Origin of the sequence: Gordonia sp. VNK21, from assembly GCF_046098115.1 — a bacterium.
Classification (GTDB): Bacteria; Actinomycetota; Actinomycetes; order Mycobacteriales; family Mycobacteriaceae; genus Gordonia.
Map to the genome: position 1 here is coordinate 1,571 of NZ_JBJURU010000021.1, position 17,308 is coordinate 18,878.

The window sequence follows — 17,308 nt, forward strand, 5'->3', positions numbered from 1 at the left end:
CGGCGAGGTCGGCGATGATCTTGCCCGGATCATGGACTGCGGAGGGCGTGCGCCACGGCGCGAGTGCGGTCGACAACTCGGCCGCGCGGCCGCTGACCTCGACTGTTCGGGTCAACAGGATGGTTCCGGCGTGGGACACGAGGTTCTCGCCGTCGCCGGTGGCGCGGATGTGTGGGTAGAACACGGTAGAGTTACTCACCAGAAAGGTGCTCCCTCGCTCTGACGTAATCGGACTGTCGCAAGAACGATTATCGCAGGTGAGAGCACCTTTCTTCATGCATCAGGGTCGGCGAGTCGAATTCACCGATGAAAGAACCAGGTTAGGCGGATGTGAACGAACTGCCCGGATGTGGATGACGTGGTTGACGACGGCGACGCAGACGTGCCGGAAACGCTCTGCACAATATGATGTGTACACCGTGTTGTGTGTGGCTCCGGATACCGCTCGACGGCGCCGGCCTGAGATAGTCGGGGGATGGAACCGGACACCCCGTTCACCGCGTGCGACTACGACGGCGTGACGGTGCTGCATGCGGCCAACGGCGGCGTCGTGCCCTACGGGAACACCGTGGTGGTGCGCGGCCGCGACGCGGTGATGGTGGTCGACCCGTCCCTGGCGATGCACACCGATCCGGTGGGCGCGGATCTGGTGATGATCTCGCACGCCCACGAGGATCATCTGGCCGGACTGCGCCACTTCACCGCGGACGTGCACGCGCACGAGGCCGACGCGGAGGCGGTCGGCTCCCTCGACGCCATGCTCGCCCAGTACGTGCCGCCCGGCCCCGAACGCGACCGGATGGAGCAGGAGGTCCGTGAGGTCTACGGCCTCGACGACGGTCCCGGCCAGGTGCATGCGGTGCGCGACGGGCACGTCTTCGATCTCGGCGGCGGCGTCACCGCCACCGTCGTCGCCCTGCCGGGACACACCCCCGGGCACAGCGGCCTGCTGATCGAACCCGCGGGCTTCCTGTACGTGGCCGACATCGACCTCACCTCGTTCGGCCCGATGTACGGCGACCTGCACAGCAGCGTCGACGACTTCCTCGCCTCCTTCGACAAGGTCGAAGGCATCGAGGCGCGCTGGTACGGCACCTTCCATCACAAGGGGGTGGTGGACGGTTCAGCGGACTTCCGCCGCCGGCTGGGCGCCTACCGGGACAAGCTGCTCAGCCGGGAGGACCGGCTGCTGAGCTTCCTCGCGGTCCCGCACAGCCTCGCCGACATCGTGGAGCACCGGCTGGTCTACCGGCCGCACGTGCAGGCGCCGTGGGTGGTGCCGGTGGAGCGGCGCACCGCCGAACTGCATCTGGAGCGGCTGCTGCGGGCCGAACAGATCGTCGCCGACGACGACGGGCGCTACCGGGCCCTGTGACGGCTCAGCGGTTGCGGACGTTGCGGCGCGCGTCGGCCTGATCGCGCGGCTTGAGCACGATCTGGTCGAGGTTCACATGCGGCGGACGGGACGCGGTGAAGGCGATCACCTCGGCCACGTCGTCGGCGCTCAGCGGGGTGAGGCCGTCGTAGACGGCGTCGGCGCGCTCGGCGTCGCCGTCGAATCGGACCAGGGAGAACTCGGTCTCCACCATGCCCGGGCAGATCTCGGTCAGCCGCACCGGCGTGCCGAGCAGCTCGCCGCGCAGGGTGCGGTGCAGGACGCCCTGCGCATGCTTGGCCGAGGTGTAGCCGGCGCCGTTGTCGTACACCTCCAGCGCGGCGATGGAGGTGACGGTGACGATCAGCCCGTCGCCGGAGGCGATCAGCGCCGGCAGCAGGGCCTTGGTCATGCGCAGAGTGCCGACCACATTGGTCTCCCACATCCACCGCCAGTCGTCCAGGTCGGCCTCGGCGACCGTCGCCAGCCCCTTGGCGCCGCCCGCATTGTTCACCAGCACGTCGACGCGTTCGAGGGTGCCGGCGAAACGCTCCACCGACGCCGGATCGGTCACGTCCAGATACATCGCGCGGCCGCCGATCTCTGCGGCGAGCGCGTCGATGCGGTCGGTGCGGCGGGCGCCGAGCACCACCAGGTAGCCGTCGCGGGCCAGGGCCCGGGCGGTGGCCGCGCCGATACCGGAACTGGCCCCGGTGACCACGGCGACCTTGCCGGTGGCGTTCGCTGCGTGCTGCACATTCGAGGTAGTCATGAAGACGAGTTTAGGCCGCGCGCCCGGCTGCTAGATTCGACGCCATGGTCACCCCGGGAGTCGTCGCCGCTCATCTGCGGGTCGGCTCGGCGCCGAGTGCGGTGGTGCTCAACGCGATTCGGGTGGGGGCGCCGGCGTTCCGCGAACAGATCACCGGCATGACCGGACTGTCCGCGGCGACCGTCAACCGGCAGATCACCGCCCTGGTCGAGTCCGGTCTGGTGGACGAGCGTCCCGATCTGCTGGACTCGCGCGGGGTGGGCCGGCCCAAGATCCCGCTCACGCTGGACCGGGACCGGTACTGCGTGGCCGGACTGCACATCGGTGCCCGGCGCACCGCCCTGGTCATCGCCGACATCGGCGGCCGCCTGCTCTACAGCCATGCGGTGCGCACCCAGGAGGGCCGTGACGAGGACGGGGCCGCCGCGGTGGAGCGGCTCTGCCGGGGGCTGGCCGAACTCGCCGGCCGCTTCTCCGGGCGGCAGGTGCTGTGGGCCGGTGCCGCCGTCGGCGGTGTGGTGGATCCGGCGAGCGGAACCGTGACCCATCCGATTCTGCACTGGTCGCAGGTGCCGCTCGGGGAGATCCTGTGCCGGCACCTGCCGGTGCCGGTGTCGGTGGCAGAGCACGTGCAGGCGATGGCCGCCGCGGAGCTGCTGCTCGACGGGCAGATCGCGCCGGCGGGGGCCGGACTGTTCTTCTACGCCCGGGAGACGGTGGGCATGGCCCTGATTCTCGACGACGAGATCTATCAGCCGGTGCACGGTCCCGGCAGCATCGCCGGGCTGCCGGTGGCGCCGGGGGTGCTCGCAGAGTCGCCGATCGCCCCGCTGCAGTCGGTGATCGGTACGGCGGCCCGCAAGGCGGCGGCCGCCCGGCTGGGGGTGCCCGACGATGCCGGTGTGCTGGCCGACGAGCGGGCGCGGGTGCTCGGCGAGGCGGTGGCCCTGATGCGCGATGTGATCAACCCGGACGCCATCATCGTCGCCGGGGAGGCCTTCGGTGCCCATCCGCGGGGACTGGCGCCGGTCCAGGCGGCGTTCGACGCGGCCAGCTCCCTCGACTGGCCGCTGGAGATCGTGCCCACCAAGTTCGGTCTGCACGTCCCTGACAGCGCGCCGGTGGCGGTGGCCCTGGCGGCGCTGTACGGCGATCCGCTCGCCGTGATCCGGGACTGCTGACCCGCTGCGGTGATCGGCCCAGACAGGTGATCAGCCCAGACCTGCTATCAGCCCAGACCTGCTATCAGCGCAGTCCGGCGAGCAGTTCCAGCACGGCGGCGACAGCGTTGGTGTCCGGGACGCGGAAGTCGGCAGCGGTCTCGCCCGGTCCCACCTTGATCCCGATGTCCCGGCCGCCGGCCGCCGGCCCGCGCAGATGCGCGAAGGCCTTCTCATCGGTCACGTCGTCGCCCAGGTAGAGCACGGCCTGCGCCTGCGCGGACCGGCGCAGTACGTCCAGCGCCCGGCCCTTGCTGGTCTCGATCACGGCCAACTCGATGACGGCCTTGCCGTGGGTGACCTGCACGCCCTCGCGGGCGGCGGGCCCGGCGAGCGCCTCGGCCAGCGCGGCCTCGCCGTCGGCCTCCGAGGCGTTGCGGACGTGCAGGGTGGTGCTGGCCGGCTTCGTCTCGACGAGGGTGCCGGGACGGCGCGCGGAGATCGCCTGCAGTTCGGCGACCAGCTGGTTCAGCAGGGCCGTCTTCTCGGGGGTGAGCGCATCGTCGAAGCCCGACTCGAACTCGGCGCCGTGACTGCCCACCAGCACCAGCGGCGGCCGGGCCCCGGACAGCTCGCTGAGCACCCCGCGGGCGCGCCCGGAGATCAGGGCCGCGGTGGTGTCCGGTGCCTGAGCGAGGGCGGTCAGCGCGGCCATCGACCGCGGATCGGGCGCCGACTGGGCGGGGTCGTCCACCAGCGGGGCCACACAGCCGTCGAAGTCGGAGGCGGCCACCACCACGGGCAGTGCGGCGAAGTCGGTGAGCGCGGCGCGCAGGGCGCCGTCGATCCCGTCGGTATCCGGCGAGTCGGTCATGCCCGGGGTGTTCCGTTCGTGTCGGCGAGTGCACCGAGGAAGGCGTCCGCCCAGACGGCGACGTCGTGGGTCATCACCTGCTCGCGCAGTACCCGCATGCGTTCGCGCCGCGCGTCCTCGCCGTCGCTGACGGCGGCCTCGATCGCATCGGCCACACTGTCGCGGTCGTAGGGGTTGTGCAGGTAGGCATCGCCGAGTTCGAGTGCGGCGCCGGTGAATTCGCTGAGGACCAGGGCGCCGCCGAGGTCGTCCCGGCAGGCGATGTACTCCTTGGTCACCAGGTTCATGCCGTCACGCAGCGGAGTCACCAGGGTGGCGTCGGCGGCCAGGAAGTAGGCGAGCAGTTCGTCCCGGGCCACCGGTTGCAGCAGATAGCGGACCGGCGGTGCGGCCGTGGTGCCGTAGGTGCCGTTGATGTGCGAGACGGTGCGTTCGACGCGGTCGCGAAGCCGCGCATAGCTGTCCACGTTCTCCCGGCTGGGACTGGCCAGCTGCACGAAGATCGTGGTCGCCGGATCGAGCCGGCCCTGTGCGAAGAGCCGTTCGACGCCCTCGAGCCGGACGTCGATGCCCTTGGTGTAGTCGAGCCGGTCCACCCCCAGCAGCAGCGTGACCGGCTCGCCGAGCTCGGCGCGGATCTGCCGGGCCCGTTCGCGGACCTCGGGCCGGCGCGCCTGCTCGGCCACCCCCGCCGAGTCGATCGAGATGGGGAAGGCGCCGACGGTCACCGTGCGTTCGCCGGCGGTCACCGTCGCGAAGTCCTCGCGGACGCCCACCGGACCGGTGGAGACCGGAACGCCGAGGATCCGGGCGCAGGCGGCCCGGAAGTTCTGGGCACCGCCGGGCAGATGGAAGCCGACGAGGTCGGCGCCGAGCAGGCCTTCGAGGATCTCCCGGCGCCAGGGCAGCTGATTGAACAGCTCGAACGGCGGGAACGGGATGTGCAGGAAGAAGCCGATCCGCAGATCGGGCCGGAGCTCCCGGAGCAGGGCCGGCACCAGCTGCAGCTGATAGTCGTGCACCCACACGGTGGCGCCCGGGGCGGCGGCCTGCGCGGCGGCGTCGGCGAAGCGCCGGTTCACGGCGACGTAGGTGTCCCACCAGTCGTGCCGGTACTGCGGCGGCACCAGTACGTCGTGGTACAGCGGCCACAGCGTCGCATTGGCGAAGCCCTCGTAGTAGTCGACGAGTTCCTCGGTCGAGAGCGGAACGGCCCGCAGGTCGATGCCGTCGCTGCGCGGTTCGTCGTGCGAATCGGCGTCGCCGGTCCAGCCGACCCACGCCGAATCGGCGGTGTCGCGGCCGGCGAACACCGGCGCCATGGCGGTCACCAGCCCACCGGGCGCCTGCGGCCAGGTGACGGTGCCGTCGGCGTCGACCCGCTTCTTCACCGGCAGCCGGTTGGCGACGACGACGAAGTCCGCCCCGGCGCGCTCCGCTGCGCTCACGGCTACTCGCTGTCGCCCGGCGCGATTCCCAGCATGTTCAAGAGCATCAGGCACTCGTCGGCGTCGGCGGCGTAGGCGGCCACGACGCGCCGCGCCGAATGCGCGGTCTCGTCGGCGACGGGCTCGAGTTCTTCGTCGGCGATGTCGGTGGTCTTAGGAGGCATGACCTGCATTCTACCGTCCGGGCGGCCGATCCCGCTCGTCGGCGCCCCCGGGCGGTCCGGCGGCCGGCTGGAGGCTGCCGGTTCCCGATCGTCCGGCCCGTCCCTGCCAGCCGAACCGACGGGCGGCACGCGCCTCCCGCCGGGCCCGCAGCGCCTGCCGGGGATGGTGCGGCAGAGCCAGTTTGACGGTGGGCCGGCGCAGGGAGCGGGCGACGAACTCGCCGAGGGTGACCCCGGCGGCCAGCGCGCAGCCGAGGCCGACGGCGGTCGCGGCTTCGCCCAGCCCGGCCGAGATCCGGCCGCTCATCAGACCGTAGAGCGCCCGGTAGATGGTCAGACCGGGCAGCAGCGGGGTGATGCCGGCGACGGCGATGACCAGCGGCGGGGTCAGGGCGCGGCGGGCGGCCAGACCACCGATCAAGCCGACCAGGATCGCGGCGACCGCGTAGGCGGAGACATTGCCGATCTGGGTCAGCGAGAGCGAGGCCACCACGCCGGAGCCGAGGATGCCCGAGAGCACGGCCGCCGGCAGTGCGCGTTGCTCGGCGTAGGCGCCGAAGGCGAAGGCGGCGGCGGCGATGGCACCGCCGGCGATACGGGCCGGCAGTTCGGCCGCCCCGAACGGGGTGACGGTGGTCAGCGAGGGCAGTGTGAGCCCGAATGCGGCCATCAGCCGGATCCCCAGGGCCACGCCGACCAGGATCCCGCCGGTCATCACCAGCACCTCGGTGAAGCGTGCCGCGGCGGTGATCGGCGCACCGGTGATGGCATCCTGTACCGCGCCCACCAGCGACAGTCCGGACAGCAGCACCACGATGCCGGCGGCGATGATCTGTGACGGTAAGAAGGCCAGACCGCTCTCGGCCGTCCACCGGAAGACCGCGGCCGCCGGGATCACCGCGATGAAACCGCCGGTCAGCTGCTGGAAGAACACCGGGGTGCCGATCCGGTTGAGCCGGCGGTTGGTGGCCACGATCACGATCGAGGTGAAGAACGCGGTGAGCGCCACCAGCCAGGTGCCGCCCAGATAGATGGCCACGCCCGACGCCAGGAATCCCCATGCCAGAGTCGCGGCCCAGTACGGGTACGGGTGCCTGGCCGCGAGGATGTCGTCGACGATGCGGTGGGCCGTGTCGGGGGTGATCGCCACCGTCCGGATACGGCGGATGAGCCGGTCCACCTGCGCCAGCCTGGTGAAGTCGTGCGAACGGTAGTGCACGGTGCGCATGGTGATGATCGGCGGGAGGGTGCTGCCGCGGCGGGCGCTGACGATGATGGTGTTGAACGTGACGTCGACGTCCACGTCGTCGAGACCGTAGATGCCGGCCACGAAGGCCACCTGGTCGCCGGTGTCGATGGCGCCGGTACCCGAATCCAGCAGTACGGCACCGACCTTGGTCGCCAGATCCAGGACCTCGGTGATGGCCGCCTCGTCCTCCCGGTCGATGGGTTTGCGCGGCGCGACGACGATGCTTCCCGGCTCGATGGTGTCGGCGGTGGCCGGGGCACCGCGCATCGCCCAGCGGAGTCCACGGCGGATATACTCACGCACGCACATGCCTCCTTAGCTCAGTGGTAGAGCACTCGCCTTGTAAGCGAGCGGTCGTCGGTTCAATCCCGACAGGGGGCTCCACCGGTCTGGCTCCACGGTATCCGCGTCCGGCGCGGACAGCGGAGGCATGCGCGTGCGTCGTGTCAGTCCGTGCCGGCATGCACCCCCTCCGCGATCCGGTCGCCCAGTTCGCGGTCGACCCGTCGCCAGTACTCGAAGGCCCGCTCGAGCACCGGCTCGCTCACCCCGTCGAGCAGATGCCCGACCACATTGTCGACCAGGCGGGACCGCGCCGCATCGTCGAGCACCTCGCGGACCAGCGTGCCGGCCTGACCCCAGTCGTCGTCCTCGGGATGATCGACGTAGGCGGTGCGGACGATCTCGCCGTCGGCCGCCCACTGCGGCTCCGGCTGTCCGGGATAGGTCGCCGCGGGTCCGCCCTTGGAGTTGGGCGCGTACACCGGATCGCTGACCGGGTCGATCCGCATCGCACCGTCCTTGGAGTACGAGCGCACCTCGGTGCGGGGCCGGTTCACGGGGATCTGCTTGTAGTTGGCGCCGAGCCGGGCCCGGTGCGCGTCCGAGTACGAGAAGACCCGGCCGAGCAGCATCCGGTCCGGGCTGAACCCGATCCCGGGCACCACATTGCTCGGCTCGAAGGCGGCCTGCTCGATCTGGGCGTGATTGTCGGTCGGGTTGGTGTGCAGGGTCATCCGGCCCACCTCGTGCAGCGGATAGTCGCCGTGCGGCCACACCTTGGTCAGGTCGAACGGGTTGAACCGGTACCTGGCGGCGTCCTCGTACGGCATCAGCTGCACTTTGAGCGTCCAGCTCGGATGATCGCCGGCGGCGATCGACTCGAACAGATCGCGGGTGTGGAAGTCGCCGTCGGCGGCGACCATCCGGTCGGCCTCCTCCTGGGTGAGGAACTCGATCCCCTGATCGGTGATGAAGTGGTACTTCACCCAGTGCTTGACACCCTCGGCGTTGACCCACAGGTAGGTGTGTGAGCTGTAGCCGTTCATATGCCGCCAGGTGCGCGGGATACCGCGATCGCCCATCAGCCAGGTCACCTGGTGGGCGCTCTCCGGGGAGAGCGTCCAGAAATCCCACTGCATGTCGTGGTCGCGCAGATTGTTGTCGGCCCGGCGCTTCTGGGAGCGGATGAAGTGCTGAAACTTCATCGGGTCCTTGATGAAGAAGACCGGCGTGTTGTTGCCGACCATGTCGTAGTTGCCCTCGGCGGTGTAGAACTTCAGCGCGAATCCGCGGGGATCGCGCCAGGTGTCGGGGCTGCCGCGTTCACCGGCGACGGTGGAGAAGCGGGCCATCATCTCCGTCTTCACGCCGGGCTGGAACAGTCCGGCACAGGTGTAGGCGCTGACGTCGCCGGTGGTTTCGAAGGTGCCGAATGCGCCGCTGCCTTTGGCGTGCGGCTGCCGTTCGGGGATGCGTTCCCGGTTGAACTGGGCCATCTGCTCGAGCAGATAGTGATCGTGCAGGACGATCGGCCCGGCGGCCCCAACGGTGAGCGAGTGTTCGTCGCTGCCGGCCGGAGCACCGGAATCGGTGGTGGTGTAGCTACTGCTGTCGGACATGTCGCCTCCAAGGCGTCGCTGATCCGCGAATGAGTTCCAGGCAACCCGGCTCCCGGGCTGGGAGAGCCGGAGCGTACCGCGCTGCGGCACCGTGGCGCCGCGGGCTGGGCGGCACCTGCATCCGACTCTAACGCAGATCCGTGCGGCCGACGAGCGGTCCGGCGGCTCAGTCTCCGGCGACGGCCAGCCGCGCCTCGATCAGCCGCCGGCACAGCTCCTCGGGCACGTCCTGGTCGTAGCGCAGTTTGAGGAAGCCGGCGCCGCACTCGTAGCCGGCCGCCTGCACTTCGTCGACGTGGTCGGCGAAGAAGTCCGGGGAGAACCGCAGCGAGCAGTGGTTCTTGAAGGCCTGCAGCATCCAGCACTGCTCCTTGCCGCGCATGTAGGCCGGCTGATTCCAGCGGAGCTGCTCGCTGACCTGCGGCGCATACGACTCGCTGATCTGCCGCAGGGCCAGCAGGTGCGGCCGCTGATGAGCGTCGAGCCGGTTGAAGAAATCGGTGGTGTCGGCGCGTTTCGGAGCAGGCATGAAGGTCAGGGTATACGCGTGAGCACCCGTCCTGCGGCAGACTTGGGACCGTGACCGATCAACTGACCGTCGAGACCGCGCACGGCCCGGTCCGCGGTGGGAACGCCGGGGACGTGGACGTCTGGAAAGGGGTGCGCTTCGCGGCCCCGCCCACCGGCGAACGGCGCTGGCGGCATGCGGCCGAGCCGGAGCCGTGGACCGCCGTGGCCGATGCGGATCGGTACGGGCACGTGTGCCCGCAGCCGACGATGCCGGTGATCGACCTGGGCCCGGACACCACCACCGATGAGGACTGTCTGTTCCTCAACGTCTGGACCCCGGCCGGGGCGGCGGGTTCGGACGCCTGGCTTCCGGTGCTGGTGTGGGTGCACGGCGGCGCCTACCTGTGCGGCTCCGGCTCGCAGCCGCTCTACGACGGCGCCTCGCTGGTGCGCCGGTCGGTCGCCGGCGGGGTGCCCGCGGTGATCGTGACCGTCAACTACCGGATGGGGGTCTTCGGCTTCGCGGATCTGACCGGGCTGGGGGAGGACTACCAGGCCAACTGCGGTCTGTCGGACGTATTGGCGGCACTGCGCTGGGTGCAGGCCAACATCGAGCGCTTCGGCGGCGACCCCGCCACGGTGACCCTCTTCGGGGAGTCGGCCGGTGCCGGTGTGGTCACCACTCTGCTCACGTCGCCCGCGGCGCGCGGGCTCTTTCACCGGGCCGTGGCGCAGAGTTCCCCGGCGAGCAGCGTCTACGAGCATGATCGCGCCGACAGGCACGCCCGGCTGCTGCTGGACCGGCTCGATGTCGGGGGCGATCCAGGGCGGCTGCACGACCTCGATCCGCGCCCGCTGGTCGCGGCCAGCGGCGGGGTGTTCAACGAGGTGCCCGAACGCTTTCCGGGGACCATCGCCTTCGCGCCGGTGGTCGACGGCGACCTGGTGCCGATCGATCCGATGGACGCGTTCTCGGCGGGGCTGGCGCTGGACGTGCCGCTGCTGATCGGCACCAACCGGGACGAGACCTCCCTCTTCCGCTGGATGAGGTCGCCGCTCATGCCGGTCAGCGAGTCGCAGGTCGAGGCGATGTTCGCCATGATCGCCCAGGAGCAGCCGGAACTGGCCATCCCCGAACGTCATGTGATGCATGCGGCGTATCCGCGTGAGCGCAGGCGCCGACGCAGCATGGGCATCTCCCGCGACCTCGGCTTCCGGCTGCCGACCGTGTGGATCGCGCAGGCGCACAGCCGCCGTGCACCGGTCTACCTGTACCGGTTCGATTGGGCCACACCGTTCTTCCGGGCCCTGAGGATCGGGGCCACCCACGCCACCGAGCTGCCCTACGTGTGGGGGAACCCGGCGTCGGCCACCCGCGACCTCAGCTACAAGCTCGGCGGCCGGCGTACCGGAGAGCGGCTCACCGCACGGATGCAGCAGCGCTGGCTGAACTTCGCGGCGCACGGCGATCCGGCGGCCGACTCCGGGCACGCCCGCTGGCAGCCCTACACCGACCAGCGCAGGCATTCTTTGCGGATCGGCGCGCGGGACTCTGCGGTCACCGGCCTCGACGATCCGCTGCTCGATGCCTTCGGCCACGACGTGCTGGCCTTCGGATGACCGCGCGGCCCGTCGTCGACGATGCGGCGCGACGGACCCGGCTGCTGCGCCGGCACGGACTGGACGGGGTGCGCGGGCCGGCCGGTCCGGAGCAGGTGACGGCCGACGCCGTCGGCCTGCACGCGACCATTCCGGCCAGCGTGTCGATGGCGGCGTGGGCGCGCGGTGGCGCCGACCGTCCGGAGGCGCTCGAGCAGGCGCTGTCGGAGCAGCGCACGCTGATCAAACAGCTGGCGATGCGCCGCACCCTCTTCGTCCTCGACCGGCCCTTGCTGGCGGCGGCGGTCGGGACCGTCGGCGGCCGGGTGGCCGCCTCCGAACGCACCAATCTGCTGCGGGATCTGCGCCGCGACGAGCAGTCCTCGATCGATCCGGAGACCTGGATCGACGAGGCCGCCGCGGCGGTGACCGCGCTGCTGGCCGACCGGGAACTGACCAGCACCCAGGTGCGTGAGGCATTGCCGGAGTTCGACCGGTCGGTGGAGATCGCTCCGGGGAAGCGGTACGGCGGCCCGTCGCCGCTTCTGCCGCGGGTGCTGAACATGCTGGCCGCGCGCGGCGCGGTGGTCCGCGGCCCCAATGCGGGCCGGTGGCATCAGAGCCGGTACTCGTGGACGGCGATGGAGACCTGGCTGGGCGGACCGCTTCAGCCGCTGGATCCGGCCGCCGGCCACCGCCTGCTGATCGAGGCCTGGCTGCGCAGTTACGGGCCGGGCACCGAGGACGATCTGGTGTGGTGGCTCGGTTCGATGAAGACGGCGGTGCGTTCGGCGCTGCGGGAGCTGGACGTGGTCGAGGTGGAGCTGGACGGCGGGGTCGCCAGCCTGCTGATGGCCGACGATCTCGAGACGGTCCCGGCCACCGATCCGGTGGCGCTGCTGCTGCCGAGTCTGGACCCGGCGACGATGGGCTACAAGCATCGCGACTTCTATCTGGGCCCGCACGCTGCCGAGATCTTCGACCGGTCGGGCAACGGCGGGCAGACTGCGTGGTGGGACGGCCGGATCGTGGGGTCCTGGCTGCATCGTCCGGAGCAGCATCGGGTGGAGGTGATCGCCCTGGAGGATCTGCCTGCGCCGGCGTCGCGGGCCCTGGACGAGCGGGCCGCCGAACTAGCCGAATGGCTGGGCGGGGACAGCCCGGCGGTCGGCTTCCCCTCACCTGTGATGCGGCGGCACCGGTGAGCTCCCAGGAATCTTCCAGCTTTCTGCCAGCGGACCGCCAGTGCGGCGGGGCATCCTGAAGGTCATGACTGCTCGAGACCAGACATCGGACCGCGCCGCGAAGGTGCTCGTCGTCGACGATGAAGACAACATCCGGGAACTGCTGTCGGTGTCCCTGAAGTTCCAGGGCTACGACGTGCAGACGGCCGTCGACGGTCCCAACGCCCTCGACATCGCCCGGACCTTCCGGCCCGATGCACTGATCCTGGACGTGATGATGCCCGGGATGGACGGCTTCGGTCTGCTGCGCCGGCTGCGCGCGGACGGCATCGAGGCGCCCGCACTGTTCCTGTCGGCGCGCGACTCGGTGGCCGACAAGGTGAACGGCCTGACCATCGGCGGTGACGACTACGTGACCAAACCGTTCAGCCTCGAAGAGGTGGTGGCCCGGCTCGAGGTGCTGTTGCGGCGCAGCGGCTTCGGCGAGCGGGAGGCCGAACTCACCCGGATCCGGTTCGCCGACATCGAACTCGACGACGAGACGCACGAGGTCTTCAAAGCGGGGGAAGCGGTGGCGCTCTCGCCGACGGAGTTCACGCTGCTGCGCTACTTCATGGTCAACGCCGGCACGGTGCTGTCCAAGCCGCGGATCCTCGACCACGTCTGGAACTACGACTTCGGCGGCGAGGTGAACGTCGTCGAATCCTATGTGTCGTACCTGCGGCGCAAGGTCGACACCGGACCCAAACGGCTCATTCACACGCTGCGCGGGGTGGGCTACGTGATGCGCGAACCGCGGGAGTGAGATCGTGAGCGTCAGGTCCGGGGCGGCGGCCCCGCCGACTGCCCCCGCGCCGGCCCGTCGCCGGCGCGGGGTTCCGCTGCGGGTGTCGCTGGTGGTGCTGACCCTGGTGCTGGTGGCGCTGGGGCTGCTCGCCTCGGGGCTGGCGGTCACCTCGGCCATGCGCACCAATCTGACCGATCGCATCGACACCTCGCTGGTCGAGGGCACCAACACCTGGGCGCGGCCGCGCGGCGACGTCGACCAGGGGCCGCGGCCCGACCACACACCCGGCCCGCGCCGCCCGCCGTCGGAGTTCTTTGTGCGGCTGTCGATTTCGGGTCGCGCACCGATCACCTTCAGTGATTTCGAGGCCGCCCCGGATCTGAGCTCGCTGCCGTCGACCGATGCCGGTCCGCTCACCGTGGACTCGGTGAACGGCTCGGGCCCGCACTGGCGGGTGATTCAGCGGGCCGACGAGGACGGTGTGGTCGTGGTGGCCACCCCGCTCGCCGACGTCGACGAGACCCTGCATCGGCTGATCTGGCTGCAGCTGGGGATCGGGGCGCTGGTGGTGGGCGTGGTGGGCGTGCTCGGCTACCTGCTGGTGCACTCGTCACTGCGACCGTTGCGCCGGGTGGAGGAGACGGCCGAGGCCATCGCCGGCGGCGACCTGACCCGGCGCGTGCCGCCGGGGCCGTCGAACACCGAGGTGGGTTCGCTGGCCGATTCGCTCAACGCCATGCTCGGGCAGATTCAGCAGGCGTTCGCCGCGACCGCGCAGTCGGAGCAGCAGGCGCGCGCCTCGGAGGAGCAGGCCCGGGCCTCGGAGGAGCGGATGCGCCGGTTCATCGCCGACGCCTCGCACGAACTGCGCACCCCGCTGACCTCCATCAAGGGCTTCGCCGAGCTGATGCGTGCCGGTGCCGTGGCCGATACCGGTGATGCGGTGGGCCGGATCTCGTCGGAGGCCGACCGGATGGGGCTGCTGGTGGAGGACCTGCTGATGCTCGCCCGGCTCGACGCGCACCGGCCGCTGCATCAGATGCCGCTCGAAGTGCTGGGATTGGTCGACGACGCGGTGACGGCGGCGCGTGCGGCCGCCCCGGAGCGGTCGATCTCGGTCGACGACCGGACGGACGGCGAGGAGCCGGTGGTCGACGGGGATCCGCAGCGGCTCACCCAGGTGCTGCGCAATCTGATCGGCAACGCGATCATGCACACGCCGCCCGAGGCGACGATCACCGTCGGGGTGTCGGCGAATGAGCGCGAGGTGCTGGTGCAGGTGGCCGACACCGGCCCGGGGATCAGCGCCGAACAGGCCGAGCGGGTCTTCGACCGCTTCTATCGCGGCGACGCCTCCCGGACCCGGGAGTCGGCGACGGCCGGCAGCGGACTGGGACTGTCGATCGTGGCGGCCCTGGTCGGTGCGCACGGCGGTCGGGTGGGCGTGGATCCCGGGCCGGGCCGCGGTGCCCGATTCTGGTTCGCATTGCCTCGGCTGATCGTCGACGACGAGCCCGCGGATGCCACGTAGGATCAGGGTATGGCCTCGATATTCACGAAGATCATCAATGGCGAGCTTCCCGGACGATTCGTGTGGAAGGACGGGCAAGCCGTCTCCTTCCTGACCATCAACCCCGTGACCCCCGGACATGTGCTGGTGGTTCCGCGCAAGGAGATCGATCACTGGGAGCAGATCGACACTCCCACGTTCACCCATCTGTCGGATGTCTCGCAGAAGATCGGCCGCGCGGTGAAGGCCGCGTACGACGCCCCGCGGATGGGTCTGCTGATCGCGGGCCTGGAGGTTCCGCACCTGCACATCCACGTCTTCCCGGCGCACACCCTGGAGAGCTTCGACCTGACCCGCGCCGAGCAGAATCCGGACCCGGCGCAGCTCGACGAGTCGGCCCGCCGTATCCGGGCCTCGCTGCGTGCGCTCGGCTACCAGGAGAACGTCCCCGAAGAACCCGTCGGCTGACGGATCCGCCCTACCCACGTGGTTGAGCCCCACCGACTAGTCGGTGGGGCTCAACCGATTTCGGAGGGTGGAACCGGCTCGGACCGCGCTCACACCGTGCGGTGGAGGAGGAGCGGCAGAACCGCGCCGGCACCGGCCTCGCGGAGGGCGGCGGCGGCCAGGGTGACCGGCCAGCCGGACGTGGAGGCGTCCACCACCAGCAGAAGGGTCGCGCCGTCGGTCTGCGGCGCGGGCCCCAGATGGTCGCGCCAGTAGGCGGCCTCGGTGGGGCCGGTGTCGTCGCGGCCCGGCGGTGTTCCCGGCGTCACCGGAACCACTCCGCCGTCGCGGCGTCCGACGGTACGCAGCCGCTGCGCCACATCGGCGGCGAGTTCCCCGCCGCGGGTGTCGAGCGAGAAGATCAGGTCCGGGCGCACCCCCGTGGCCCGGACCCAGTCGCCGAGCACCTGCGTCGCGGCCGTCGCGATCTCCTCCCGCGCATCCGGGCGGCCGGCGACGGCCGACGCCAGCAGCTCGCTCCACTCGGGAGCGTCGGCATGCGCCAGCACCCGGCCGGTCTCGGCCAGCAGGCCGGCCGGAATCCGCCCGCGGCTGCCGAAGACCCCGCCGGGCCACATCTTCCGCGGCTCCAGAACCTGTGCCTTGCGCCGCAGTGCCGTGGAGATGTTCCGCACCAGCTCGGCCGGAACCTCGGGGCGCAGCGGAGGAGTGAGCCCGCCCCGGCACACCGAACACTGTCCGCAGTCGGTGGCCGCCGGATCGTCGAGCGATTCGGTGAGCAGCCGCATGAGACAGGTGCGGCCGGCGATGTAGTCGCGCATGATGCCGGCCTCGCGCCGCCGCACCGCGAGCACCGAGTCGTAGTGCTCGGCGTCGTACGTCCACGGTCGCCCGGTGGCCACCCAGCCGTCCGCGGTGCGCTCGACCGCACCCTCCACGGCCAGCTGCTTGCACATCAGCTCTACCCGGCCCCGCCGGATCCCGGTGGCCGCCTCCAGCCCTGGAATGCTCATCGGGCCATCGCTCTCGGCCAGCGCGGTCAGCATCCGGGTCATCCGCTTGGGGTCCGGGATGGTCGCCGTGGCGAAGTGTTCCCAGACCGCCTCGTCCATCGTCGACGCCAGCAGCACCACCACGGCCTCGTCCAGCGCGCGCCCGGCACGGCCGACCTGCTGGTAGTAGGAGACCGGCGACGGCGGCGCACCCACGTGCACCACGAAACCCAGATCCGGCTTGTCGAAGCCCATGCCCAGCGCCGACGTGGCCACCAGCGCCTTGACCCGGTTCCCGAGCAGATCGTCCTCGAGCCGATGCCGCTCCTCCGGCGGCAGCTGACCGGTGTACGCCGCCACCGGATAGTCGTCGCCGTGCACCGCTTTGAGGGCGGCGGTCAGACGCTCCGCGTCGGCGACGGTCAGCACGTAGACGATGCCCGAACCCGGCAGCGCCGGCAGCTCGTCGGCCACCCAGGCGTAGCGCTCGATGGGTGAAAGCCCATCGATCACGTTGAGCCGCAGCGATATCCGGGCCAACGGTCCGCGGAGCACCAGGGTGTTGCCGTTCGCCGGCGTCTCCGGTCCGGCCGCCAGGTCGGCCGTCGAGAGCTGGGCCGCCACGTCCTCGGTCACCCGGGCGTTGGCGGTGGCTGTGGTCGCCAGCACGGAGGTCTGCGGGTTGAGCTGCTGCAGCACGTCGGTGATCCGCCGGTAGTCGGGGCGGAAGTCGTGTCCCCAGTCCGAGATGGCGTGCGCCTCGTCGATCACCACCAGCCCCAGCCGCCCGGCCAGCACATCGAGCACCCGGCGGCCGAAACCCGGATTGGCGAGCCGTTCGGGCGAGACCAGCAGCACGTCCAGTTCCCCGGAACGCAGCTCGTCCTCGATCGCCGCCCACTCGTCGACGTTCGCCGAGTTCACCGTCGCCGCCCGCAGCCCGCCGCGGGTGGCCGCCGCCACCTGATCGCGCATCAGCGAGAGCAGCGGCGAGACGATCAGCGTCGGCCCACCGCCGGCCGCCCGGATCACCGCCGTCGCCGTCCAGTACACGGCCGACTTGCCCCAGCCGGTGGCCTGCACGACCAGGGCCCGCGAGCCGGGGGAGGCCAGTGTCGCCACCGCCGTCTCCTGGTCCGGGCGCAGCCGCGCCTCCGGGCCGGCCAGGGCGGTGATCACCCGGTCGGCCACCTCGTGCTGGGCGGGCGTGAGCTGGGCTGCGGCGGTCATGGAAGCGAATCTATCGCGCGGTGCGGACAGCGGCCGCAGCGCTCACAGGAAGTTGACAGTCACGGTCCAGGGTGGAGAGAGACTG

Annotated in this window: 15 protein-coding genes, 1 tRNA gene and 1 pseudogene; 8 read left to right on the plus strand and 9 right to left on the minus strand. The window is 70.9% G+C overall.

The features are described from left to right. Positions 1-199, minus strand: a pseudogene (locus ACJMNC_RS17085) (IS1380 family transposase); the annotation flags it as partial. Between the two features lie 276 nt (positions 200-475). Between ACJMNC_RS17085 and ACJMNC_RS17090 the strand changes: the two are divergent. Next, positions 476-1,375 carry an MBL fold metallo-hydrolase gene (locus ACJMNC_RS17090; protein ID WP_408949158.1) on the plus strand — a complete coding sequence of 300 codons (900 nt, stop codon included), beginning with the start codon at positions 476-478 and terminating at the stop codon, positions 1,373-1,375. A gap of 4 nt (positions 1,376-1,379) precedes the next feature. Here the strand turns inward: ACJMNC_RS17090 and ACJMNC_RS17095 are convergent, their stop codons facing one another. Next, positions 1,380-2,147, minus strand: a complete 768-nt coding sequence (locus tag ACJMNC_RS17095; RefSeq protein ID WP_408949159.1) for an SDR family oxidoreductase — start codon at positions 2,145-2,147, stop codon at positions 1,380-1,382. A gap of 44 nt (positions 2,148-2,191) precedes the next feature. Here ACJMNC_RS17095 and ACJMNC_RS17100 point away from each other — a divergent pair, with 44 nt between their 5' ends. Further along, on the plus strand, positions 2,192-3,328 hold the full coding sequence (locus ACJMNC_RS17100) for an ROK family transcriptional regulator (RefSeq protein WP_408949160.1): 1,137 nt from the start codon (positions 2,192-2,194) through the stop codon (positions 3,326-3,328). 64 nt (positions 3,329-3,392) lie between these two features. Here ACJMNC_RS17100 and otsB read toward each other — a convergent pair whose 3' ends face one another. From otsB to ACJMNC_RS17120, 4 genes are read right to left on the minus strand one after another with little or no spacing between them, the layout of a single operon-like run. Next, positions 3,393-4,181: a trehalose-phosphatase gene (otsB, locus tag ACJMNC_RS17105; RefSeq protein ID WP_408949161.1), complete on the minus strand. Its 789-nt coding sequence runs from the start codon at positions 4,179-4,181 to the stop codon at positions 3,393-3,395. After that, entirely contained in the window at positions 4,178-5,629 is a 1,452-nt protein-coding gene (locus ACJMNC_RS17110) for a trehalose-6-phosphate synthase (protein WP_408949162.1), read from the minus strand. Before ACJMNC_RS17110 ends, otsB begins: the two co-directional genes overlap by 4 nt. Positions 5,630-5,631: 2 nt before the next feature. Further along, a complete protein-coding gene (locus ACJMNC_RS17115) occupies positions 5,632-5,793 on the minus strand; it encodes a hypothetical protein (RefSeq protein WP_408949163.1) in 162 nt (53 codons plus the stop codon). Positions 5,794-5,803: 10 nt separating this feature from the next. Then, positions 5,804-7,345, minus strand: coding sequence for a threonine/serine exporter ThrE family protein (locus ACJMNC_RS17120; protein WP_408949164.1), 1,542 nt, complete (start codon positions 7,343-7,345; stop codon positions 5,804-5,806). Positions 7,346-7,351: 6 nt separating this feature from the next. On the opposite strand from ACJMNC_RS17120, the gene ACJMNC_RS17125 reads away from it, so the two are divergent. After that, a tRNA-Thr gene (locus ACJMNC_RS17125) sits at positions 7,352-7,426 on the plus strand. A gap of 62 nt (positions 7,427-7,488) precedes the next feature. Here ACJMNC_RS17125 and ACJMNC_RS17130 read toward each other — a convergent pair. Both ACJMNC_RS17130 and ACJMNC_RS17135 read right to left on the minus strand, forming a co-directional pair. Further along, positions 7,489-8,943, minus strand: a complete 1,455-nt coding sequence (locus tag ACJMNC_RS17130) for a catalase (RefSeq protein WP_408949165.1) — start codon at positions 8,941-8,943, stop codon at positions 7,489-7,491. 166 nt (positions 8,944-9,109) lie between these two features. After that, positions 9,110-9,472: an iron chaperone gene (locus ACJMNC_RS17135; RefSeq protein ID WP_408949166.1), complete on the minus strand. Its 363-nt coding sequence runs from the start codon at positions 9,470-9,472 to the stop codon at positions 9,110-9,112. 50 nt (positions 9,473-9,522) lie between these two features. Between ACJMNC_RS17135 and ACJMNC_RS17140 the strand changes: the two genes are divergently transcribed. From ACJMNC_RS17140 to ACJMNC_RS17160, 5 genes are all read left to right on the plus strand, one after another. After that, the gene (locus ACJMNC_RS17140) at positions 9,523-11,073 is read left to right on the plus strand and encodes a carboxylesterase/lipase family protein (protein ID WP_408949167.1); all 1,551 of its coding nucleotides are present in this window, start codon (positions 9,523-9,525) and stop codon (positions 11,071-11,073) included. Then, entirely contained in the window at positions 11,070-12,257 is a 1,188-nt protein-coding gene (locus tag ACJMNC_RS17145; protein ID WP_408949168.1) for a winged helix DNA-binding domain-containing protein, read from the plus strand. Before ACJMNC_RS17140 ends, ACJMNC_RS17145 begins: the two co-directional genes overlap by 4 nt. A 64-nt stretch (positions 12,258-12,321) precedes the next feature. Further along, on the plus strand, positions 12,322-13,041 hold the full coding sequence (locus ACJMNC_RS17150; RefSeq protein WP_408949169.1) for a response regulator transcription factor: 720 nt from the start codon (positions 12,322-12,324) through the stop codon (positions 13,039-13,041). Positions 13,042-13,045: 4 nt separating this feature from the next. Continuing rightward, entirely contained in the window at positions 13,046-14,554 is a 1,509-nt protein-coding gene (locus tag ACJMNC_RS17155; protein ID WP_408949170.1) for an ATP-binding protein, read from the plus strand. Positions 14,555-14,563: 9 nt separating this feature from the next. Next, positions 14,564-15,001 carry an HIT family protein gene (locus ACJMNC_RS17160; protein ID WP_408949171.1) on the plus strand — a complete coding sequence of 146 codons (438 nt, stop codon included), beginning with the start codon at positions 14,564-14,566 and terminating at the stop codon, positions 14,999-15,001. Between the two features lie 89 nt (positions 15,002-15,090). Here ACJMNC_RS17160 and ACJMNC_RS17165 read toward each other — a convergent pair whose 3' ends face one another. After that, complete coding sequence (locus ACJMNC_RS17165) at positions 15,091-17,223, minus strand: RecQ family ATP-dependent DNA helicase (RefSeq protein WP_408949172.1); 2,133 nt, start codon at positions 17,221-17,223, stop codon at positions 15,091-15,093. Between the last annotated feature and the right edge of the window lie 85 nt (positions 17,224-17,308).

Excerpts from the sequence above, each read along its gene's own strand:
- ACJMNC_RS17135 (WP_408949166.1), bottom strand. The coding sequence starts at position 9,472 with ATGCCTGCTCCGAAACGCGCCGACACCACCGATTTCTTCAACCGGCTC.
- ACJMNC_RS17130 (WP_408949165.1), bottom strand. The coding sequence starts at position 8,943 with ATGTCCGACAGCAGTAGCTACACCACCACCGATTCCGGTGCTCCGGCC.
- ACJMNC_RS17115 (WP_408949163.1), bottom strand. The coding sequence starts at position 5,793 with ATGCCTCCTAAGACCACCGACATCGCCGACGAAGAACTCGAGCCCGTC.
- ACJMNC_RS17165 (WP_408949172.1), bottom strand. The coding sequence starts at position 17,223 with ATGACCGCCGCAGCCCAGCTCACGCCCGCCCAGCACGAGGTGGCCGAC.
- ACJMNC_RS17160 (WP_408949171.1), top strand. The coding sequence starts at position 14,564 with ATGGCCTCGATATTCACGAAGATCATCAATGGCGAGCTTCCCGGACGA.
- ACJMNC_RS17100 (WP_408949160.1), top strand. The coding sequence starts at position 2,192 with ATGGTCACCCCGGGAGTCGTCGCCGCTCATCTGCGGGTCGGCTCGGCG.
- ACJMNC_RS17095 (WP_408949159.1), bottom strand. The coding sequence starts at position 2,147 with ATGACTACCTCGAATGTGCAGCACGCAGCGAACGCCACCGGCAAGGTC.
- ACJMNC_RS17150 (WP_408949169.1), top strand. The coding sequence starts at position 12,322 with ATGACTGCTCGAGACCAGACATCGGACCGCGCCGCGAAGGTGCTCGTC.
- otsB (WP_408949161.1), bottom strand. The coding sequence starts at position 4,181 with ATGACCGACTCGCCGGATACCGACGGGATCGACGGCGCCCTGCGCGCC.
- ACJMNC_RS17145 (WP_408949168.1), top strand. The coding sequence starts at position 11,070 with ATGACCGCGCGGCCCGTCGTCGACGATGCGGCGCGACGGACCCGGCTG.
- ACJMNC_RS17090 (WP_408949158.1), top strand. The coding sequence starts at position 476 with ATGGAACCGGACACCCCGTTCACCGCGTGCGACTACGACGGCGTGACG.